The following is a 19980-nucleotide window of genomic DNA, read 5'->3' as shown; positions in this document are numbered from 1 at the left end:
CTGCGGTCTAGACCAAGAGAGTGGTATCGAGGGGTGGTTCGTTCCCCCACACCCGATGCGTCCCGGCTCAGGCACCCACCCACGGCGACCCCGACGGGGCCCGCAGCGGTTCCGCCAGGTCGGCCAGGGCGCGCTCCAGGCCGTGCAGGTGGGCCAGGGCGGGCTCGGCGGGCGGCTCGGCTGGGCTGCGGACGGGCTCCAGCCGGCCCGCGGTGAGCGCCTCGACGGCGGCCTCGACGCGCCAGCAGGCCGCGGCCAGGCGGGCGTCGTGCGAGGCCTCGGGGTCGGCGGCGACCGCCACCAGGCCATGGACCTCGCGGGCGCAGTCGTCGAGCAGTGCGAGGACGCGGCGGGCGCGCCGCTTGCGGGCCGGCATCGGGTTCAACGGGTGCACCAGCGGGGCCACCGAGAGCCGGACCCGGCCGAGCAACTGCTCCAGCTCGGCGACGCGGGGGGCGGGGTCCGCCGTGCTGGAACCCGCGAGCCGGGCCGCGGCCTCGGCCGTGCAGACGTGGACACAGCGCAGGGCGCGCTGGATCCAGGCGTCCGTGATGGCGTGCGTGGTGACCGGCAGGACGAACAGCACGGCGAGCGCGGCGCCGAGCGCGCCCACCCCGGTCTCGGCGAGCCGCAGCGCGAGCAGGCCGGGGCTGAGGACGCCGAGGAGGCCGTAGAGCAGTTCGGCGAGCAGGGTCACGCAGAGCATCATCCAGGTGTAGGAGACGGCGGCCGTGTAGAAGATGCCGAAGACGGCGACGGCGACCAGGACGGCCGTCGGGACGGGCGCGCCGTGCACCGGGACGGCGACGAGGAAGCCCAGGCAGATGCCGATCACCGTGCCGAGGACCCGGCGGAAGCCGCGGACCAGCGTCTCGCCGCGCGAGGCGGTGTTGACGAAGATCCACCAGGTGGCGCCGACGGCCCAGTACCAGCGCTGTCCGGACACCAGCTGGCCCACGACCAGTGCGAATCCGGCGCCGGCGGTCGCCTGGACGGCCTGCCGCGTGGTCACCCGGGCCAGGACGCGCCCGGCGGGCGATGGGGGTCCCCCCGCTCGAGCGAAGCCGGGAGTGGGGGCGGGTACGGCGGCCGGGGGCTGCCGGCGCTCGTAGCACCACAGTCCGAAGCGCACCACGGCCGCGCTGAGCACGGACAGCAGGACGGCGGCGTACAGCTCGGGCAGCTGGGCCGGGGTGGCGTGCAGGAACTGGGCCACGAAGAAGGTCATGAAGGCGAACACGCCGAGGCTGTGCCCGCGCGGACCCCAGCGGCGCGCGTACACCCCGGCACCGACGACGGCCAGGAAGGCGAGGTCGCGCGCGACCGGGAGGTCGTGCAGCTCGGCCGCGGCGGCCAGCACCGGCACGCCCACGGCGGGCAGCAGCGCGGTGGTGACCGCCTGCTCGCGCACGGTCGGGTCGGCGACGGTGAACAGGGCGAGCAGCGCGGCGAGGCCACCGGTGACCGCGCCGACGACGGAGTGTCCGGCGAGGAAGCAGACGGCGACCGCGAGGCCGATGCCGAGGACGGCCCGCGCGGCGAAGCGCAGCCTCGCGCGCCCCGGGTCCGGAGCCACGAACATCCTCTTCAGCACTGCTGCCCTCCCCAGAAAAACCGGCATAGAAAAGGCGCCGCGGGGTCCGCAGCGCCATCGACGTGTCCATGAGAGCATCACGGAGGTCACTGGCTCAAGTGTGGTCCGAATCGCTGCACCAATGGCACAGGACGGCGCGGAGATCTATGGCGGCCGGAATACCAACGGACCAGGTCGAACGGCACACGCGGAGGTGCGGTCGCTGAGCCATTGGTACAGTCGTCCATCATGGCCGTGGACGAACTCGACACCCGCATCCTGCGGCTGCTCCTGGAGCAGCCGCGCACCAGCGTGCGTGAGTACGCCCGCATCCTGGGCGTCGCCCGCGGCACGCTCCAGGCCCGGCTGGACCGGATGGAGCGGGACGGTGTGATCACTGGTACCGGCCCGTCCCTGTCCCCCGGCGCCCTGGGCCATCCGGTGCTGGCGTTCGTACACATCGAGGTAACCCAGGGGCATCTCGACGACGTCGGGGACGCTCTGGCCGCCGTGCCGGAGATCGTGGAGGCGTTCTCGATCACGGGCGGCGGGGATCTGCTCGCCCGGGTGGTGGGCCGGGACAACGCCCATCTGGAGGACGTCATCCAGAAGCTGATCAGCATGCCCGGCGTGGTACGCACCCGCACGGAGGTGGCGCTGCGCGAGCGCGTCCCGTACCGGCTGCTGCCCCTGGTGGAGTCGGTGGGCCGGGCGGCCCGCGCCTGACGGTTGGCATGCTGGATCGCATGAGCGATCTCGGCGCCCTCTCGGTCATCTTCGATCTCGACGGAACGCTGGTGGACAGCGAACCGAACTACTACGAGGCGAGCCGGCAGACCCTGGCCGAGCACGGCGTCCCGGGCTTCACCTGGGCGGAGCACGAGAGCTACGTCGGCATCAGCACCCAGGAGACGGTGACGCTCTGGCGGGAGCGCTACGGCCTGCGTGCCCCGGTGGACGAGCTGCTGGAGGCGACCAACCGGCGCTATCTGGAACTGGCCCGCACCCGCACGCGCGCGTACCCGGAGATGCGCAAGTTCCTGGAGCTGCTGGCCGCCGAGGGCGTGCCGACGGCGGTCGCCTCGGGCTCCTCCCCGGAGGCCATCGAGGCGATCCTGGCGGGCACCGGCCTGGGCGCGTACCTGCGCACGGTGGTCTCGACCGACGAGGTCCCGCACGGCAAGCCCGCCCCCGACGTCTTCCTGGAGGCGGCCCGGCGGCTCGGCGCGCATCCCGCGGACTGCGTAGTCCTGGAGGACGCGGCACCGGGCGCGGCCGCCGCCCACGCGGCCGGCATGCGGTGCATCGCAATTCCGTACGTGGCCGCACAGGCAGACGCGCCCGGGTTCGCCACCGCCGCCCTCCTGCTGCGCGGCGGTCAGGCGGAGTTCACGGCGCAGTCGGCGTACGCGTGGCTCCGGGCCACGGCGCAGCCCCGGTGATCGACACACCCGTACGCATCGGGAAACCTTCGACGTCGGCCTGAGCCGGGCAGGGCGTCACGGTCACCCGGAGCATGGGGCGCCGCCCGTGCACGTCGGGTGCTCCTGCCGTGCGCGGGGCGCGGCGGCTGCCTAGCGTGATCACATGACCACAGACCGGGCCGGGCCGGCCCAGCACGACCGACGGTGGCAAGCGCTCGCCGTCTGCCTGACCGCGGCCTTCATGACCTTGCTGGACACGTCGATCGTGAACGTGGCGCTGCCCTCGGTCGAGCGCGGACTGCGCGCCAGCACGGCCGAGCTGTCGTGGGTGATGTCCGGATACGCCCTCACCCTCGGCCTGGCCCTGGTCCCGGCGGGACGGCTCGGTGACCTGCGCGGCCGGCGCCAGACCTTTCTGACCGGGCTCGCGCTGTTCACGCTCGCCTCGGCGGCCTGCGGGCTGTCCACCGATGCCGCCTGGCTGGTGCTGTTCCGGCTGGCCCAGGGAGCGGCGGCGGGCCTGATCGCGCCCCAGACCTCGGCGCTGATCCAGCAGATGTTCCAGGGCGCCGAGCGGGCCCGCGCCTTCGGCATGATGGGCAGCACCATCGGCATCTCCACGGCGGTCGGCCCGCTCGCGGGCGGCCTGCTGATCCAGGCGGCGGGCGGCCCCGACGGCTGGCGCTGGGTGTTCTACGTCAACCTGCCCATCGGGGTGGCCGTCTTCTGCGCGGCGCTGCGGCTGCTGCCCCGCGCCTCCGGCTCTTCGGGCAGGCGCGAGTGCTTCGACGTGCCGGGCGTGCTGCTGCTCGGTTCGGGTGTGCTCGCGCTGATGCTGCCCCTGGTGCAGGAACAGCAGTGGCACGGGCGGCTGAAGTGGGCCCTGCTCCCGGTCAGCGCCGGTCTGCTGGCCGCGTTCTGGGCGTGGGAGCGGCGGCAGGGGCGGCACGACCGGGCTCCGCTGGTCGACCTGCGGCTCTTCTCGTTGCGCTCCTTCTCGCTCGGCGCGCTGCTGAGCCTGGTGTACTTCGGCGGCTTCACGACGCTGTTCTTCGTCTACACGCTGTTCCTGCAGAACGGCATGGGCTACGGCGCGCTGGCGGCGGGCCTGTCGTCCATGCCCTTCGCGGCGGGCTCGGCGGCGGGCGCCGCTGCGGGTGGCCGCCTGGTGGTGCGCTTCGGCCGCAGGCTGGTCATCGCCGGGCTGTGCACGGTGGCGACGGGCATGCTCGGCGTCGTCGCGGCCGTGCACTGGGTACCGGGGCCAGGGGTGGCCTGGGCGGCGGCGTTCCCGCTGCTCGTCGCCGGTCTCGGCTCCGGCCTGACCATCTCCCCGAACACCACGCTCACCCTGTCCCTCGTGCCCGTGCGGCGGGGCGGGGCGGCGGGCGGGGTGCTGCAGACCGCGCAGCGCATCGGCTCGGCGGCCGGTGTCGCCGTCGTGGGCTCGGTGTACTTCGCCGGCCTCGCCCACCACAGCGCCCCCGCCACCGCCCTCCAGTACGGCCTGCTCACGTCCGTCGGCATCATCCTGCTGGCCCTGCTCCTGGCCTTCGCCGACCTGCGGGAACGCCGTGCCCGTCCCGAGCCGGAGCAGAGGGGAGAGGTGGCAAGGGAGAAGGTGTAGCGGGCGACGGGACCGGCGCCGCTGTGGACCCTCGCCGCGCGAGACCGCCGGGCATCGCGTCGTCAGAGCCCCACACCGTGCGCTGGGCAATGCGGAGAACCGCCAGGCCGAACCCGCAACTGCCACGGCCCTGCGTGGCGCGAGCCGTCTGCACCCCTGCCGCGAGGCACCGTCGGCGTCCCGCGACCGGCGCGGTCGAAGCCGCCGCCCCGGCCCTCACGACCTCCGGCGCGGCTTGCCCCGCCTGGGTGTCTGCTTGGTGCCGCCCGTGCGGGCGCGGGGGTTGCGGCTCGCGGACTTCTGCGGCGGCTTCTGCCGGGTGCCGCCCGGTTCGGCACGCTTCCTGTGCTGCTCGCTCGGTGCGGCGGCCGCAGACTTCGCACGGCCCCGGGTGCTGTTGACGGTGCGGCCGCGGACGATGCCGATGAAGTCCTCCACCAGGTCGGTGGTCGCCTCCTCCGGCCAGGACAGGGCGACGCTCGACTGGGGCGCGTCGGTGACCGGGCGGTAGGTGACGTCCTTGCGGTGGTAGAGGCGGGCCAGGGACTGCGGGACGACCAGGAGGCCGACGTTCGCGGCCACCAGCTCGATCGCGTCCGGTGTCGTCGCGGGGCGCTCGAACGCCGGCTCGCCCGGCGGGCTGTCCCAGTCGAAGACGTCGTCCAGGGGGTGGAAGAGCACCTCCTCGGCGAGATCGGCGAGGGTCACCTCCTCCACGGCCGTGATCAGGTGATCCTTGGGGACGATGACCACGGAGGTCTCGGTGTAGAGGGGGATGGCGCTGAAGAACGCTCGGTCCACGGGGAGCCGTACGAGGCCCGCGTCGGCCTCACCCGCGCGCAGCACCCCGGCGGCCTCGGCGGCGGGGACCTGGACGAGGGTGAGCGGGATGTCCGGCAGACGCTCCTTCCAGATGCTCACCCATTTGGCGGGCGTCACCCCGGGTACGTACGCGAGCCGGAACGACGGTGGTTCCTCCGAGCCTGTCACCAGGCCAGGTTACCGGCCGTGGCCTGCCCTCCGTCACCGGCCGTGGTCGGCGGCCGGGCACGCGGCCGATACCCTTGACGTCATGAGTTCGCAGCAGAGCACCCAGACGATGAAGCCCGCGACCGCGGCGAAGAAGCTGGGTGTGTACCTCCCCGCCACCCCCGCCTCGTTCCAGGAGGGCGTCGTAACGCGCGCCGAGCTGAACGAGCTGCAGGCGAACCCGCCGGAGTGGCTGAGCGAGCTGCGGCGCAACGGCCCCCACCCGCGTCCGGTGGTCGCCGCGAAGCTCGGCGTGTCCATCGCCGGCCTCGCCCGCGGCGGCGTCACCGATGCGCTGACCACCGAGCAGATCGAGGCGCTCAAGCAGGAGCGGCCCGAGTGGCTGGAGAAGGAGCGCGCCACCCAGGCCGAGGTCCGCAAGGAAGCCGCGCGGATCAAGCAGCTGAAGAAGGAGAAGGAGCAGCGCGCCGCCGGGCGCGACTGATCGTCCGCCGTTCTCCCAAAACCGTTTCTCCACAACGCCCTCCGGCCCCCGGAGGGCGTTGTCAGTGCTCTGCCCTACAGTTCCCGTCACTTGATCGATTGCGGGTGCGGGAGGCACGTATGGGGTGGGTGTCGGCCGGTGACTACGAAGTCGCCCTCGACGGCGGAAAGGTGGTGTGCCGCAACGCGTCCGGGCGGCGGCTGAAGTCGGTGCCACCGAAGATCGCCGACGATCCGGCGGTCGTGGGCCTCAGGCAGCTCGTCGAGTGGCTGGACCGGCATGAGCGGCAGTGCCTGGCGACGGCCGAGCGGTGGATGGTCCGCTCGCTGCCCGTGCCGCTCGCCGTCGTCACGCGCGTGTGGCCCGACCCGGCCTGGCAGGCCGCGCTGCGCGACCTCGTCGTCACCGGTGCCGACGGACAGGTCGCCGGCTTCCTGCGGGACGCCGATCCCCAGCGCGGCCTGGGCCTGGTCGACCTCGACGGCGACACCGTCCGCATCGCCCCCGACCTCGTCCGCATTCCCCACCCGGTCCTCCTCGAAGACCTCGAGGAACTGCGGGAGTTCGCCGTCGAGCTGGGTGTGGAGCAGCGCGCGCAGCAGCTCTTCCGCGAGGTCTGGCACCGCCCGGCCGCCCTCGAGGCCGACGCGACCCAGGTCGAGGAGTACGCGGGCGGCTCGTTCAAGGAACTGCGCTTTCTGCACGGCCGGGCGTCCCAGCTCGGCTACCGGGTGCGCGGCGGGTATGCCGTGTGCCCGGTCCTGGAGGACGGCCGGAGTGCCGAGGCCCGCGTCTGGATCGGCGAGTACGACGGCTATGTGGAGACCGAGACCGGCCCGCTGGTCTGGTCCGACCCCGCCGGGCGGCTGCTGAGGCTCGGTCAGATCGGGCCGGTGGCCTGGTCGGAGGGCATGCGCATGGCGGCCGCGCTGTACGCGGGGCGGGACATCGAGGACGAGGAGCGGGCGGCATGACGTACGACGAGACCACGGTGACCGCGCTGCTGGACGCCGGCGCCGTCCTGCCCCGGGGCAGCACCGCGCGCGAGGACGCCGACAGCCTGACCGTACGCACGTACACGCACCCCGCCCTCGACGGGCGGCCGGTGGTCCGGCTGGTGCCGGGCACGCTGGGCGACGCGGAGGACCTGGCACTGGAGTTCCTGGGCCTCGCCCGGGAGCTTCAGGCGCCGGAGGTCGGGCAGGTGCGCCGGGAGACGCTCGGCTTCCCAGCCTGGGCGCTGGTCAACGACCCGGACAACGGGCATCACGCGCTCGCCCTGGTGAAGGACGTCGAGCAGCTGGCCCGGCAGGCCAAGTCCCGCCCGGGCACGGCCAAGGAGGGCTTCGAGGCGCTGGGCGAGCAGCTGGGCCGGGCCGTGCCTCACTTCCTGCCGACGTTCTACGAACAGGCCGCGCGGGTCTTCCTGGAGCACGAGAACACCACGTACGCCGCCGCGTTCTTCGGCAAGGCCCGCGAGGCCGAGCGGGTGCACGCCCTGGTGGTGGACGAGGAGCGGCAGCGCGCGGTCTTCCTGGAATTCGCCTTCGCCGGTGCGCTGACCGTGAAGGCACTCAAGGAGCATGTGCGGGACCTGGCCGGGCGGCTCGAACCGGCCGCGGCCTGGGCGCAGTTCCGTCAGCTGATCGTGGAGCGCTGTGCGGCCGGGATGCCGCCGTACGCCTCGCTGCCGCAGGACGCGCGCGGGTTGATCAAGGCCGTCGGCCTGGACCGGGTCACCGAGGAGTGCGCGCTGGTCGCCGATCTGATCGCCTCCCCCGCCGCGGTCCGCGCACCGCGCTCCTTCTGGACCGCCTACCGCTCCGTGCTGCCGGTCCTCGCCGGCCAGCGGCCGGAGATCCGGCTCCGGCTGCTGGAGATCATGCCCGTAGGTCTCGGCCGGGACACCGAGGACGAGGAGTTCTGGCTGGCCCTGCTCGCGGAGACGGGGGCCGACCGACTGCTGACGGACGAGCCGGCGGCGGCCGCGCACGGCGCCGATCCGGCGGACTGGCTGACCCGCTGGGCGTCCTTCCGTAAGCACGGCGGCTCGTACTCCCGCCGCTGCCCGGCCACGCTCGCGCTCGTGGAGCGCATGGCTCCGGTGCTGCGGGCGGCGGGCCGCCCGGTGGACCTGTGCACCGGCCGCTGGCACGCCGGCGCCGACCTCGATCTGCTGGACCTGTGCGCGGCCGAGGGCGTCCCGCTGACGCTGCCGGGCGCCGACGTCCGCGTGTATCTGCCGCTGCCCGAATGGCTGCTGGACGACCGCGCGGGCCGGCGTGACCTGGCGGCCGTCGCGGCCGACCCGCGACTGCGGCGGCTGCTGCACCAGGCCGTGGACAGGGTCGGCAGCCATCAGAGCAGCGAGCAGATGCTGAAGTCGATCGCCGCCCATCCGGTCCTCTCCGAGGTGCTGCGCGAGTGGCTGGACGAGGCGGTCGGTGACTTCACGCGCGCGGCGGGCCTGCCCGGCGCCCGCGCGGCGCTGGACCGGGTGCGCCCCTTCCGGGTGATCGCCTCCGAGGTCGCACCGGACGCGGCGGCCCGGGTCGCGGCCCGCGGGGTGGCACCGCTGCTCGGCCGTACCGTACGGGCCGGCATCCTCGACGAGCTCGGCTGGCCCGCCCTCGACGAGGCACTGACGCTGCTCGACGGTCAGAACAGGAAGGGCGCGGACAACTCGCTGACCGTCCACGAGGCCTGGCCCGCGCTGATCCTCTGCCGCGGGCAGAAGGCGGTCGTCGTCGGCCCGGAGCGGATCCTGCTCGACCACGACCTGCGCCTGCCCCATGACCTGGACCGCTGGCAGCGCCCCCGCTTCCGGTTCGTGGACGGGGAACTGCTGGTGATGTGGCGGCACAGCGGCAAGCAGTACGGCTACTGGTCGGCCCGGCCCGCCGACGTCTTCGAACTCGGCGGCGAGCAACTGCCGTCCTGGTGGTCCGGCCAGGAGGCCGTCGTCCCGTCGATCCCGCTGGCCGGCGGCGGACGCGCCACCGGTGGCCGCACCCTGCACGCCGGTGACACGGATCTGCCTCCGTGCCGCGCGGTCATCGGCGACGGCACCACCCTGTGGCGCCAGGGCCGGCAGGACCGGCAGACGGTGTGGCTGGAGTACGACCCGGTCACCGGGACGCACGGCCGCGCGTCCCTGCCCGCGCTGCTGCGCTCGGCCGTCCGCGAGGACGCCGAGCTGCTGCCCGGCGTGTGTGAGGTGCTGCCGCTGCAACCGGGCCTGGAGCACAGCCCGTTCGGCACCGACGGCACGGTGCTGGGGCGCTGGGTACGCAAGGAGGGCGAGGGCGAGGAGCAGCGCCGTACGGCCGGGACACCGGACGGGCGGACCGTGTCGATCGCGGTGGGCCACGGCCACCGGGCGGGCGTTCCCTTCGGCGCGTTGCGGCTGCCCGGGGGTGCCGAGCCCGTCGTCGCCCGGCTGGGCGACCACAGGGTGGGAGGCACGATCGGGCTGTACGCGGGCGACGACACCTCCGACACCGGCCTGCTGGGGCGGCTGACCCCGAACGACCGCGGCGGTGAGTACGCCGCCGGCACCCGGCTCGTTCCCCCGCTGCCCTTCTGGCACGCGTTGCGTCCGCGCGACGAAAAGGGCTCGGCGGTGCTGCGCGCCCTGTCCGACGAGCAGGCCGCGGAGCTGCTGCGGCTGACGGCCGAAGCCCTGATGCTCCGTCAAGAAGCGCTGACCGCAGCCGGTTCGGACGAGACGGCCAAGGCCGCCGTGCCGACCGCGGACGCCGTCGCCCTGAAGGCCGTGGAGCACGCCCTTGCGGACGTGACCGACGGACGGCTGCTGATCGGCGTCGCCACACTGGTCAGGTCGGCGCTGCGCATCACCGACTCGGCCACCGCGTTCGCGACTCCCCCGAAAGACAGGCCGCGACAGCCGCGCAGCCGGACCGACGGCATGTTCGCCGACTACAGTCCCGTGCACGGCGACGACCGCACACTGTGCGACGCCCTGTCCGGAATCGTCGGGCTGCCCGGCTGGACGCACGGCGGGCAGTGGAGCACGCTCCGCCAGATCCGCGCGGTGAACCATGTGCTGTCCGGCAAGCCCGCCGACGGCAAGCCCCTGCCCGGCCTGACGCGCACCGGCGCTCTCACGGACGGCTGGACCAGCGAGGAGCACACGGTCCCGGCGAACGGCAGGACGTGGCCACCCGTCCTGGGCGCCCTGCGAGCCCTGCTGTACCGGGCCTCCTCGCCCGTCCTGACCGACGCCCAGCGGGAGCCGCTGCTGTTGCTGGCCGAGGCTCTCGCCGAGGGACCCCTCGTCTCGGCCGGCGGCATGCTGCGCGAGATCGTGCTGGGCGAACCGCAGGAGAAGGAGCAGCAGCACCGCACCGGGCAGGTGCTGCGCCGGGCCGGGCGCACGGTGGTGATCCTCGGCTCCCAGAGTGTCGACACCCAGCGGGAGCGGGTCAATTGGCTGGCGCTGGACCACGATCCGTCCAGTGCGTTCGGCGCGGTCGCGCACTTCACACTGGAGCGGGAGACCCGGTACGCCCCGACGATCTCCGCCGAGGACCTGGCCACCGTCATCCACCTCATCCGGGACAAGGGCGCCGCGCCCTGGCAGCCCTCGGCGCCCAGGGCACTGGAGGCGGCGACCGGCGGCGCGCTGGGCCCGCTGCAGTCCACCGTGCTGCTCGCGGGGCTGCCGCAGGAACCCGCCGCCGACGGCCTCGCCACCATGGGACTGAAGCCCCGGCAGCGGGAGTTCGGCACGGCACTGCTGCAAGGGCTGGGCGTGCGGCAGCGCACGGCGCTCATGGGCGCGCTGCTGCCCGCCGACCCGGCCGCCCTGTGGACGACCGGGCCGGACACCGAGGCCGCGGGCCGGGTGTGGGCCGAGCAGTTCGGCTCGCTGGTCCGGCTGCCGGAGGAACTGAGCGCCGAACTGTCCGGGCTGGGTGCCTCAGGTACCGAGGACGTGCTCAACCCGTCCCGCACACCCTGGCTGAGCCGCACCACGGTCCTGCGTCCGGACAAGGACGGCAACCTCGTCCCCGAAGACCCCCAGGCGCAGCCGAGCAGCTACACCCTGACCGGTGCGGTCGGCGCACTGTCCGCACTCGCCTACGTCCTGCCGTACGGCCACCCGTTGCGTGCCGCACTGCCCGAGGGCCTCGCCGCGGTACGCCGCCGGATGTCCGACCCCGAGCTGATGCTCGATCTGGACGTGGAGTGGACGGAGAAGGGCGGCCCCACGGCGGTGGAGCTGCGCAAGGCGTATGGACTGCCCGCGACCGGCGGCGCCGACGCGTACGGCAGGACCCGGGTCGGCGAGGCACTCGTCCTGCGCCCCTGGTACCGCGACACCGAGACGGTCCTGGTCCGTCCGGCCGGCCTCACCGGGCCCGACGACGCGGTGTTCGGGCTGCTGGAAGGCCTGGTGGGTCCCCAGCGCGACCGTGGCCTGCGCGCCCTGCGCACGCTTCTCGGTGAGGGGCTGGGCCGCGCGGTCGCGGCCGGCGCCGACGCCTTCACGGGGTATGCCCAGGACCCGAGCATCAGCGTGCCGGCGCTCGTCGTCGAGGTGGCCGCCACGCATGGGCTGGGCGAGGACGCCGCCACGCTCTATCTCCAGTTGCTGGCCCTGCCGGATCCGACGGACCGCAACTGCGCCCGCTGGACCGGCTGGAAGCCCGCGCGCCTGAAGAGGGCCCGCGCCGAACTGACCGCCACGGACCTGGTGGTGGAGGCCAAGCGGCCGCGCGCCGGGCGCACCCTGTTCCTGCCGTGCGGCTGGCGCGACCTGAAGTCGCCCGCGCTGCCGGTGGAGACCTGGAAGGAGGGTCTGTACCCGATTCCGGGCCACCAGCGCGCGATACCGCCGGCCCCGGTGCCGGAGCTGTTCGAACGCGCCTGGGCCCGCGTCCGCACGGGCGACACGCCCGCCTACGAGCAACTGACCACCCGCGCGAACCGGCGGGGGCGGCGCCGATGACGTCCACCGCGATGGTTCCCGCCGCGCCGGTGTACGTGTCGGAAACGCCGTCCTGGATCGGCGTGGCGGGGGTGGCGCCGGCTCGGGTGACACCGGCTGGGATGGCATCGGCAGGGATGGCACCGGACCGGATCGCAACGGGCTGGATGGCAACGAGCCGGATCACAAGGGGATGGAGGGCAGCGGCCCGCATGGCACCGGCCTCGCAGGCCGCTGTCCGACCCGCACGACCGACTCTTGTCCGCGCCGCGCGACCCACTCCGGCCCGGGCCGTTTCGCCGACCCGGGTCTGCGCCGCCTGGCCGACCCACGTCCGCGGCACCCGGCCGATTCCGGCTTGCGCCGCGCAGCCGGACTCTGCCTGCACCTCCAGGCCGACCCGCGCCTGGGGCGTAGGGTCGATCCCAACCGGCGCCGTCCTGCCGATCCCTGCCCGCGCCACCGGGCCGACCCGGATCTACGCCGCCTGGCCGACCCACGTCCGCGGCACCCGGCCGATTCCGGCTTGCGCCGCGCAGCCGGACTCTGCCTGCACCTCCAGGCCGACTCCCGCTTGCACCGCGCGGCCGGACTCCCCCTGCGCCTCCCAGCCCACCCACGCCTGGACCGCAGGGCCAACCCCAACCGACTCCTCCCCGCCAAAGCCTGCCCACGCCGACTGGCCCACCCGGGGCGGCGCCTCCCGGCCAACCCCTGTCCGCACCGCCTGGCCGGTCCCTGTGCGCGCCGCGCGGCGAGGTTCTGCTCGCGCCCTTGCCCCGACCTCCGTCCGCACCACGTCGAAGGACACCCGCCGATGACCACCACCCTCGCGCCCGACGCGACCCGTCAGATCGTCCCGCCCGAGGACCGGTACGCCGTCGAGCTGGCCTTCCTCGCCGCCCATGATGCCGGTCCGCGACCGCCCGCCTGGCGGCTCACGCCGCGGGCCGTCGTCACGTTCGTCATGGGCAGCGGCGGCCGGGCTCTGCGGCTGCCCGACGACGCGGAGGCGCCGGAGGGCGTGCCGCGCCGACTGGAGATCACCGGCAAGTTCGTCGGCGACCGCGCGCTGGTCGAGCGGTGTGTCGTCACGCTCGCCGGTGAGCGGGGCCTGCTGCTCGTCGGCGAGCCCGGCACCGCCAAGTCCATGCTCTCGGAGCTGCTGTCGGCTGCCGTGTGCGGCACCAGTGGGCTGGTCGTGCAGGGGACGGCCGGCACGACCGAGGACCAGCTCAAGTACGGCTGGAACTACGCCCTGTTGCTGGCGCAGGGACCCAGTCGGCAGGCGCTCGTTCCGTCGCCGGTGCTCACCGCGATGACCCGGGGCGCGATCGCCCGGATCGAGGAGGTCACCCGCTGTCTGCCCGAGGTGCAGGACTCCCTGGTGTCGTTGCTCTCGGAGCGGCGCATCGCCGTACCGGAACTGGCGGGCGGCAAGGACGCGTTGGCGCACGCGGCGCCGGGTTTCAACCTCATCGCCACCGCCAACCTGCGGGACAAGGGCGTCTCGGAGATGTCGGCCGCGCTCAAGCGCCGCTTCAACTTCGAGACGGTGGGCCCCATTTCCGACCTGGACGCCGAGACGGCGCTGGTCCGCGGCCAGGCCCGGGCCTCGGTGGAACGGGCGGGTGCGCCCTTCCGGGTCGACGATGCCGTCCTGGAAGCCCTGATCACCGTCTTCCGTGATCTGCGGGAGGGCCGGTCGGCGGAGGGCTGGGAGGTGGAGCGGCCGTCCACGGTGATGAGCACGGCGGAGGCGGTGTCCGTGGCGGGCGCACTGGGGCTGGCCGCGGCGTACTTCCCGGGCGACCGGGACGTCCTCGGGCTCCTGCCCGGCCATCTGCTCGGTGTCGTACGCAAGGACGACCCGGCGGATGCGGCGCGGCTGCGCGGCTACTGGGACGGCCCGGTCCGGCGCCGCGCCGAACAGGGCTCGGCCACCTGGCGCACTCTGTGGGACCTGCGTACGGTCCTGGAGGGCTGACGACCGTGTCCCCCGTCTCTCCCTTCGACGCGTCCGCCGCAGCCGCCCCCGTCGCCGACGCGGCCCCTGAGGTCCTCACCGATCCCGGCGCAGGCTCCACAGCTGCCGCCGATCCCGACGCAGGCTCCGTGGCTTTGGCTGGATCCGACAAGGGCTTCGCGGCCTTCGCCGATCCCGAGGCCGCCGTTGCGGCCCTGACCGGCTCGTCGGTGCCCTATCTCATCGGCGTAAGGCACCATGCGCCCTCCCTCGCCGCCGTCGTACCGGCGCTGCTGGACGCGGCCGGGCCGGACGTGCTGCTGGTCGAGCTCCCCGCCGAGATGCAGGACTGGCTGCCGTGGCTCACCCATGAGGAGACCAGCGCCCCGGTCGCCCTGGCCGCCGCGCCCGTGGGCGGGGCGGGAGGCCCGGCGTTCTATCCCTTCGCCGACTTCTCACCGGAACTGGCAGCCGTCCGCTGGGCGGCACGGCACGGGGTACCCGTGATCGCGTGCGATCTGCCGCTGGCGGACCGCGCGTGGACGGGGGCGCCCGGCCCGGACGGTGCTGGGGAAGGTGGCAGGTCCCGCACACCCGGCGTCGCGGCGCCACACACAGCCGAGCAGCCCGGGATGCCCGGCGGCCAGGCGCTGGAGGACGGTGGACGCGGCGGTGTTTCTGCTGCGGCCGGGCTCACCTCCATCTTGCGTTCTGGCCTCACCGGCCGGCCCGGAGACGATCTGTGGGACCGGCTGGTCGAGGCCGCCGCTCCCGGTTCTCCGCCGGAGGCGCTGCGGCGGGCCGCGCTGCTGACGGGCTGGGCGCTGCGGGAGGAGGCGGCGGCCTCGGGCGGGGTGCCGGAGCTGGATCTGCGACGCGAGCGGTGGATGCGGTCGTGTCTCGCCGAGGCCACGGCGAACGGCGAGCGTGCCGCCGTGCTCGTCGGCGCCTTCCACGCCCCGGCGTTCCTGGCACCGGGCGACACCAGCACCGTGGGACCGGCGCGGCCTTCCGCTGCCGAGACGGCGCAGGATCCTGCCCCGGCCTGGACGACCTCCCTCATCCCGTACAGCTACGCCCTGCTCGACGAGCGCTCCGGCTACCCGGCAGGCATCCGCGACCCGGAGTGGCAGCACATGGTGCTGGACTCGGCCGGTGAACCGGCGGCGCTGGAGGACGCGTTGACGCGGGCGGCCGTGCGGGTGTGTGCCGGGTTGCGGGCGCAGGGTCATCCGTCCGGGCCCGCCGACGCACGGGAGATCGCGCGGCTGGCCGGTGATCTCGCCCGGCTGCGGGGGCTGCCCGCGGCGGGCCGGGGCGAGCTGGTCGAAGCGGTGCAGACGGTGCTCGCGCAGGGGGAGCCGTACGGGCGGGGGCGGGCCGTGGCCCGGGCGATGGAGGAGGTGCTCGTCGGGACGCGCACCGGCCGCCCCGCCCCGGACGCGCCGCGCAGCGGGCTCGCCCCTGCGGTCGAGGCGGGACTCGCCGAGCTGGGACTGCCCGGCCCGGCGGACTCGGGTCAGGGCGCCACGCGGGACCTGCGCCTGGACCCGCTCCGCTCCGAACTGGATCGCCGCCGTGAGCTCCTGCTGCGGCGCCTGGCCGTGTGCGCGGTGCCCTACGGCGAGCCCAAGGCCGTCGTCGGCACGGGCGGCGCCGACGCGCTCACCTCACGCTGGGAGGTGCGCTGGACACCGGCCACCGCGGCCATGCTGAGCGCGGCCGGGGTCCGCGGAGTCACGCCGGCGCAGGCGGCCGAGGGCATGCTGCGCGAACGCCTCCGCGTGGAGCGGGACGAGGGCGGCCCCACGGCGGCGCAGACCCTGCGGGGGCTGGAAGAGGCGGCGGAGTGCGGCCTGCCCGGGCTCACCGACGAGCGGCTGGCCGAGACCGCCGAGGTGCTGCCGGACTCCGGGACGCTGCCCGAACTCCTCGCGGGTCTCGCCCTGTTGGACCGGCTGCGGGCCGGTCACATCGCCGGGCTCGGCAGCGGTGCGCAGCGTACGGCGCGGGCGGCGGCTGTCGCCGAGCTGCTGACCGCCGCCGCGGTGCGCCAGCTCGACGGGCTCACCGGCTCCGAGGATCCGGCCGACGCACACGCCTTGCTGGAACTCGCTCACCGCGCCGACGCGCTGGGCGGGATACGGCTCACCGACGCGCTCGCCCGGCTGGCGGCCGACGGTTCTCCGCTGATGCGGGGCGCCGCCGGAGCGGTACGCGTGCTGCTCGGGCTGGAGGAGGCCGCGGCGTTCGGCGACCGGGTGGCCTCCTGGGTGGACGGTGCCTGCGACGCCGGGTCCCGGTCGGCGCTCAGCGCGCGGCTGGCGGGTCTGCTGAGCGCGGCCGGGCCGCTGCTGGAGTCGGCGGCGCCCGCGCTGGAACCGCTGCTGAACCGGATCGCGGAGCTCTCCGACCGGGACTTCATCGACCGGCTTCCGGCGCTGCGCGGCGGCTTCGACACGCTCAGCCCGGCCGCCCGGGACCGGTTGCTGGCCTCCGTCGAGCAGCGCCTGGACGGAGAGCGGCCGGACGACACCGGTGGCACCGATCCCGCGACTCTCGCCCTGTGGACCGGAGCCGACCTCGCGGCCCGCGAGACACTGGCCGCCCTGGACCTCCTGCCACCTCACCGGCCCACCGGGACAACGTCCGCGACGAACACCGGCGGCGCTGCACACTCCGTACCCCACGGCACCAGCAACGCCGCCTCCGGCTCCGTCCCTCTCGAAGCCGCCGACGGCACCGCAAGCTCCACGCCTCCCCACGACGCCGACGGCACCGCAAGCTCCGCGCCTCCCGACGACGCCGACGACCCCATGTCCTCCGCCCCGGCCCACGCCCCCGGCACACCCGCCGCCTCCCCATCCGGCGCTGACCACCAGCTCGCCCCGGCCGACCGCTGGCGTCTGCTGCTGGGCCGTAGAAGTGACCGACTGTCCGCCTCCGCCCGGTCCTTGGCGACCGCGCTCGACGAGTTGTACGGCAGTGGACGCGGTGAGGGCAGCCGCGGGGACCTCTCGGGCCCGGGTGGCGGGGCCGGTGGTGGTCGTGCGGCGCCGTATCCCGGGGTGCGGGAGTGGTCCGAGGAGCTGGCGGCCCTGTTCGGCCCCGGGATCCGGGAGGAGGTGCTCGCCGCGGCTGCCGCCGCCGGCCGCCAGGACGTGCTCACGGAGCTGGACCCGGACACCGTACGGCCCTCCGTCGACCTGCTGCGCTCGGTGCTGCGGCACGCCGGCGGCTTGCCAGAAGCCCGACTGGCCGCGCTGCGCCCGCTGGTTCGGCGTCTGGTGGATGCGCTGACCCGGCAGTTGGCGACCCGGCTGCGTCCCGCACTGCACGGCACCGCCCTGCCGCGCCCCAGCCGCCGCCCCGGCGGTGGCCTGGACCTCCCCCGCACCCTGCGGGCGAACCTGACCACGGCCCGCCGGATGCCGGACGGCACGGTGCGGGTCGTACCCGAGCGGCCGGTCTTCCGCAGTCGCGCCCGTCGTTCGGCCGACTGGCGGCTGATCCTGGTCACCGACGTGTCGGGATCCATGGAGGCGTCCACGATCTGGGCGGCGCTCACGGCCTCGGTGCTGGCGGGAGTGCCCACCCTGTCCACGCACTTCCTGGCCTTCTCCACCGAGGTGATCGACCTGACCGACCACGTCGAGGACCCGCTCTCCCTCCTGTTGGAGGTCAGCGTCGGCGGCGGCACCCACATCGCCGCCGGACTGCGCCACGCGCGCGAACTGGTCACGGTGCCCTCGCGCACGCTCGTCGTGGTCGTCAGCGACTTCGAGGAGGGCTACCCGGTCGGCGGACTGCTCGCCGAGGTCCGCGCCCTGGTCGGTGCCGGCTGCCATGTGCTGGGCTGCGCGAGCCTCGACGACACGGGCCGCCCCCGCTACTCGACCGGTGTGGCCGGGCAGTTGGTGTCGGCGGGCATGCCGGTGGCCGCTCTCAGCCCGCTCGAACTGGCCCGCTGGGTAGGGGAGAAGATCGCATGAGCCAGGATCTGCCGCCGGTCGCCCCGGCCGTGACCGCCGAACTCGTCGCGGCACTCTCGCCCCGGCTGCGCAAGCGACTCGACGCGGGCATCGCCAAGTTGGCGGACCGTCCGGCCGTTCGCGACGGCGACACGGTGCGCATCTCCCTCGACGACGACACCGATCTCGAACTGCACGCCCCGGACGGCACGGTGACCAGCCCGGATGCCATCCGCTGCGGCTGTCTGCTGGCTCCGGACTGCCTCCACCGCGCCGCGGCCGCCTCGGCGGCCCCGATCGCCGATGACACCAACTCCGAGGCCGCTGAGGGAGGTTCGGGCCAGTCCTCCGCCACCGCTCAGACGCCGACCGGGCCGGGAACGGCCGGCACCGCGCAGAAGGCGGCCGGGCAGGAAGCAGCCGACGCCGGGCAGAAGGCGGCCGGGCAGGAAACGAGCGGCGCCGGGCAGAAGATGGCCGAGCCGGAGACGGCCGACGCCCGGCAGTGCGGCGCCGCCCACGCGCTCCACTCGGCCGCTGCCGCCGTGCTCGAGGCCGGTGCGGACGGGGCGGGCGCGGTGCTCCAAGCCGAGCTGCTGCGGGCGGCGCACACGGCGCGGCTCGCGGGCCTGCACCGGGCCGCCGCCTCCGCCGTCTCCGTGGTCACCGCGCTGCGCGCGGCCCGCGCGGCCGACCCCGCCTACCGTCTGGCGGACCTGGCCGCCGGCCTGCGTGACGTCCTGTCCGTGGCCCACCGCGTCCCGCACGCCACCGGCGCGGAGCTGGCCGCGCTGCGCGGCACCGCACGGCAGCCGTACCGCCCGGATGGCTCGCTGCGGCTGTACGGCCTGTTCTCGGAACCGGTGCTCACCGCGAGCGGCTACGCGGGCGCCGTCACGTGGACCGCCGATGCCCAGGGCCGGCTGTACCAGGTGTCCGATGTCGCTCCGGGCGGTGCCGGGCGTGCGGTGGGCGCGGCCGACCGGGCGGTCCGACTCGGCGATACGGCCCTGACCCACCGGCAGCTGTCGCGTGCGGGACTCGCGGTGTCGGGGGCCACCGTCTCCCCCACCGGGCGGCTGGGGGCGGGCGCCGGAGTGCGGGCGGTCGGGGCGTCGGGGGCCGGCTGGCGGGAGGAGCCGCTGGACCGCCTCTGGACGGTCCCCGTGGCCGAGCAGCTCACCCGCGCGCTGAACGGCGGCCACGACCTGCTGTTCCTGGAGGTCACCCTCCTCGGTACGGCGACGGAGGCGGCGGGCGACTGTCTGCTCGCCGGGTGCGAGGACGTCGTACTGCGGCTGACGGCCGCACACGACCATCCCGCGCTTCCCCACCGGGACAACCTGCGCCTGCTGGCCGCCGCGCGGGGCGCAAGGCTCCGGATCGTCGCCCGGCTCACTCCGGCCCCGCTTCCCCGGGCCCGGCTCCTCGCCACCGAGCATCCGGCGCGGTCCGGCACACGGGTCGATGTCGGCCTGGACCGGCTCCAGCGCGCCGACCTGCCCACCGCACCGGCCTCCCTGGTGCGGGCGGCACCGAACACCGAGGAGGCCCCGGTCCATCTGCTGAGCCGACGAGTCCAGCAGGCGGTCTCGGGCGGCCGGCGTGTGCTGTCCTTCCCAGGCACCGCGTCCGCGGACGCCAGACGGCTGCACCGGGCCGGGCTGGCGACGGCGGGCGCCCTGCTGGAGGAACTGCACGCGGCGGCAGCGGAGCGCTCCCGCGATGTCTTCGGCCGCCTTCTCCCATCGGATCCGGAACGCTTCGCCCGCTCCTGGCTGGCGGCGGCCCGCTACACCGAGGAGGTGGACCGCGCGCTCTGCGCCGCGGCCTGGCCGGGATGACGGGACCGGTCCGATCGGGTGACCTGGGCCAGGGGATGCGACACCGGACGGGCCGCCGTTCCCCCGTGCCGGCGGCCCGGCGGACATGCGTCCGCGCAGGCCGGTGCCGCAGGGTTGAAGTGTCCGACGGCCGGGGCGCGCGGGGGTA

The 19980-nt window shown here is 74.7% G+C and carries 11 protein-coding genes; 9 read left to right on the top strand and 2 right to left on the bottom strand.

All coding sequences use genetic code 11. The features are described from left to right. Window positions 1-67: 67 nt before the first annotated feature. A complete protein-coding gene (locus tag BFF78_RS36685; protein ID WP_069782380.1) occupies window positions 68-1594 on the bottom strand; it encodes an FUSC family protein in 1527 nt (508 codons plus the stop codon). A 228-nt stretch (window positions 1595-1822) separates the two neighbouring features. Between BFF78_RS36685 and BFF78_RS36680 the strand changes: the two genes are divergently transcribed. From BFF78_RS36680 to BFF78_RS36670, 3 genes are all read left to right on the top strand, one after another. Continuing rightward, entirely contained in the window at window positions 1823-2299 is a 477-nt protein-coding gene (locus tag BFF78_RS36680) for an Lrp/AsnC family transcriptional regulator (protein ID WP_193433606.1), read from the top strand. A 20-nt stretch (window positions 2300-2319) separates the two neighbouring features. Beyond that, window positions 2320-3015 (top strand): HAD family hydrolase, encoded by a 696-nt coding sequence (locus BFF78_RS36675; protein WP_069784036.1) that lies wholly within the window; start codon window positions 2320-2322, stop codon window positions 3013-3015. 145 nt (window positions 3016-3160) lie between these two features. After that, complete coding sequence (locus tag BFF78_RS36670; protein WP_069782379.1) at window positions 3161-4624, top strand: MFS transporter; 1464 nt, start codon at window positions 3161-3163, stop codon at window positions 4622-4624. Between the two features lie 216 nt (window positions 4625-4840). Here BFF78_RS36670 and BFF78_RS36665 read toward each other — a convergent pair whose 3' ends face one another. Continuing rightward, window positions 4841-5614: a LysR family substrate-binding domain-containing protein gene (locus BFF78_RS36665; protein WP_099054995.1), complete on the bottom strand. Its 774-nt coding sequence runs from the start codon at window positions 5612-5614 to the stop codon at window positions 4841-4843. 82 nt (window positions 5615-5696) lie between these two features. Here BFF78_RS36665 and BFF78_RS36660 point away from each other — a divergent pair, with 82 nt between their 5' ends. The 6 genes from BFF78_RS36660 (at window position 5697) to BFF78_RS36630 (ending at window position 19832) form a co-directional block, all read left to right on the top strand. After that, complete coding sequence (locus BFF78_RS36660) at window positions 5697-6098, top strand: DUF5997 family protein (protein ID WP_069782377.1); 402 nt, start codon at window positions 5697-5699, stop codon at window positions 6096-6098. A 119-nt stretch (window positions 6099-6217) separates the two neighbouring features. Next, complete coding sequence (locus BFF78_RS36655) at window positions 6218-7072, top strand: DUF4132 domain-containing protein (protein ID WP_069782376.1); 855 nt, start codon at window positions 6218-6220, stop codon at window positions 7070-7072. After that, window positions 7069-12072: a hypothetical protein gene (locus BFF78_RS36650; protein ID WP_069782375.1), complete on the top strand. Its 5004-nt coding sequence runs from the start codon at window positions 7069-7071 to the stop codon at window positions 12070-12072. The genes BFF78_RS36655 and BFF78_RS36650 overlap by 4 nt, the downstream gene beginning before the upstream one ends. A gap of 796 nt (window positions 12073-12868) precedes the next feature. Beyond that, entirely contained in the window at window positions 12869-14038 is a 1170-nt protein-coding gene (locus BFF78_RS36640) for an ATP-binding protein (protein ID WP_069782373.1), read from the top strand. A 128-nt stretch (window positions 14039-14166) separates the two neighbouring features. Next, window positions 14167-18009 (top strand): vWA domain-containing protein, encoded by a 3843-nt coding sequence (locus BFF78_RS36635; protein WP_069784035.1) that lies wholly within the window; start codon window positions 14167-14169, stop codon window positions 18007-18009. Continuing rightward, the gene (locus tag BFF78_RS36630; RefSeq protein ID WP_069782372.1) at window positions 18006-19832 is read left to right on the top strand and encodes a hypothetical protein; all 1827 of its coding nucleotides are present in this window, start codon (window positions 18006-18008) and stop codon (window positions 19830-19832) included. Before BFF78_RS36635 ends, BFF78_RS36630 begins: the two co-directional genes overlap by 4 nt. Window positions 19833-19980 lie beyond the last annotated feature (148 nt).

It is taken from the genome of Streptomyces fodineus, assembly GCF_001735805.1.
In the GTDB taxonomy this organism is placed as follows: domain Bacteria; phylum Actinomycetota; class Actinomycetes; order Streptomycetales; family Streptomycetaceae; genus Streptomyces; species Streptomyces fodineus.
This window is presented reverse-complemented; position numbering and strand designations above follow the sequence as displayed.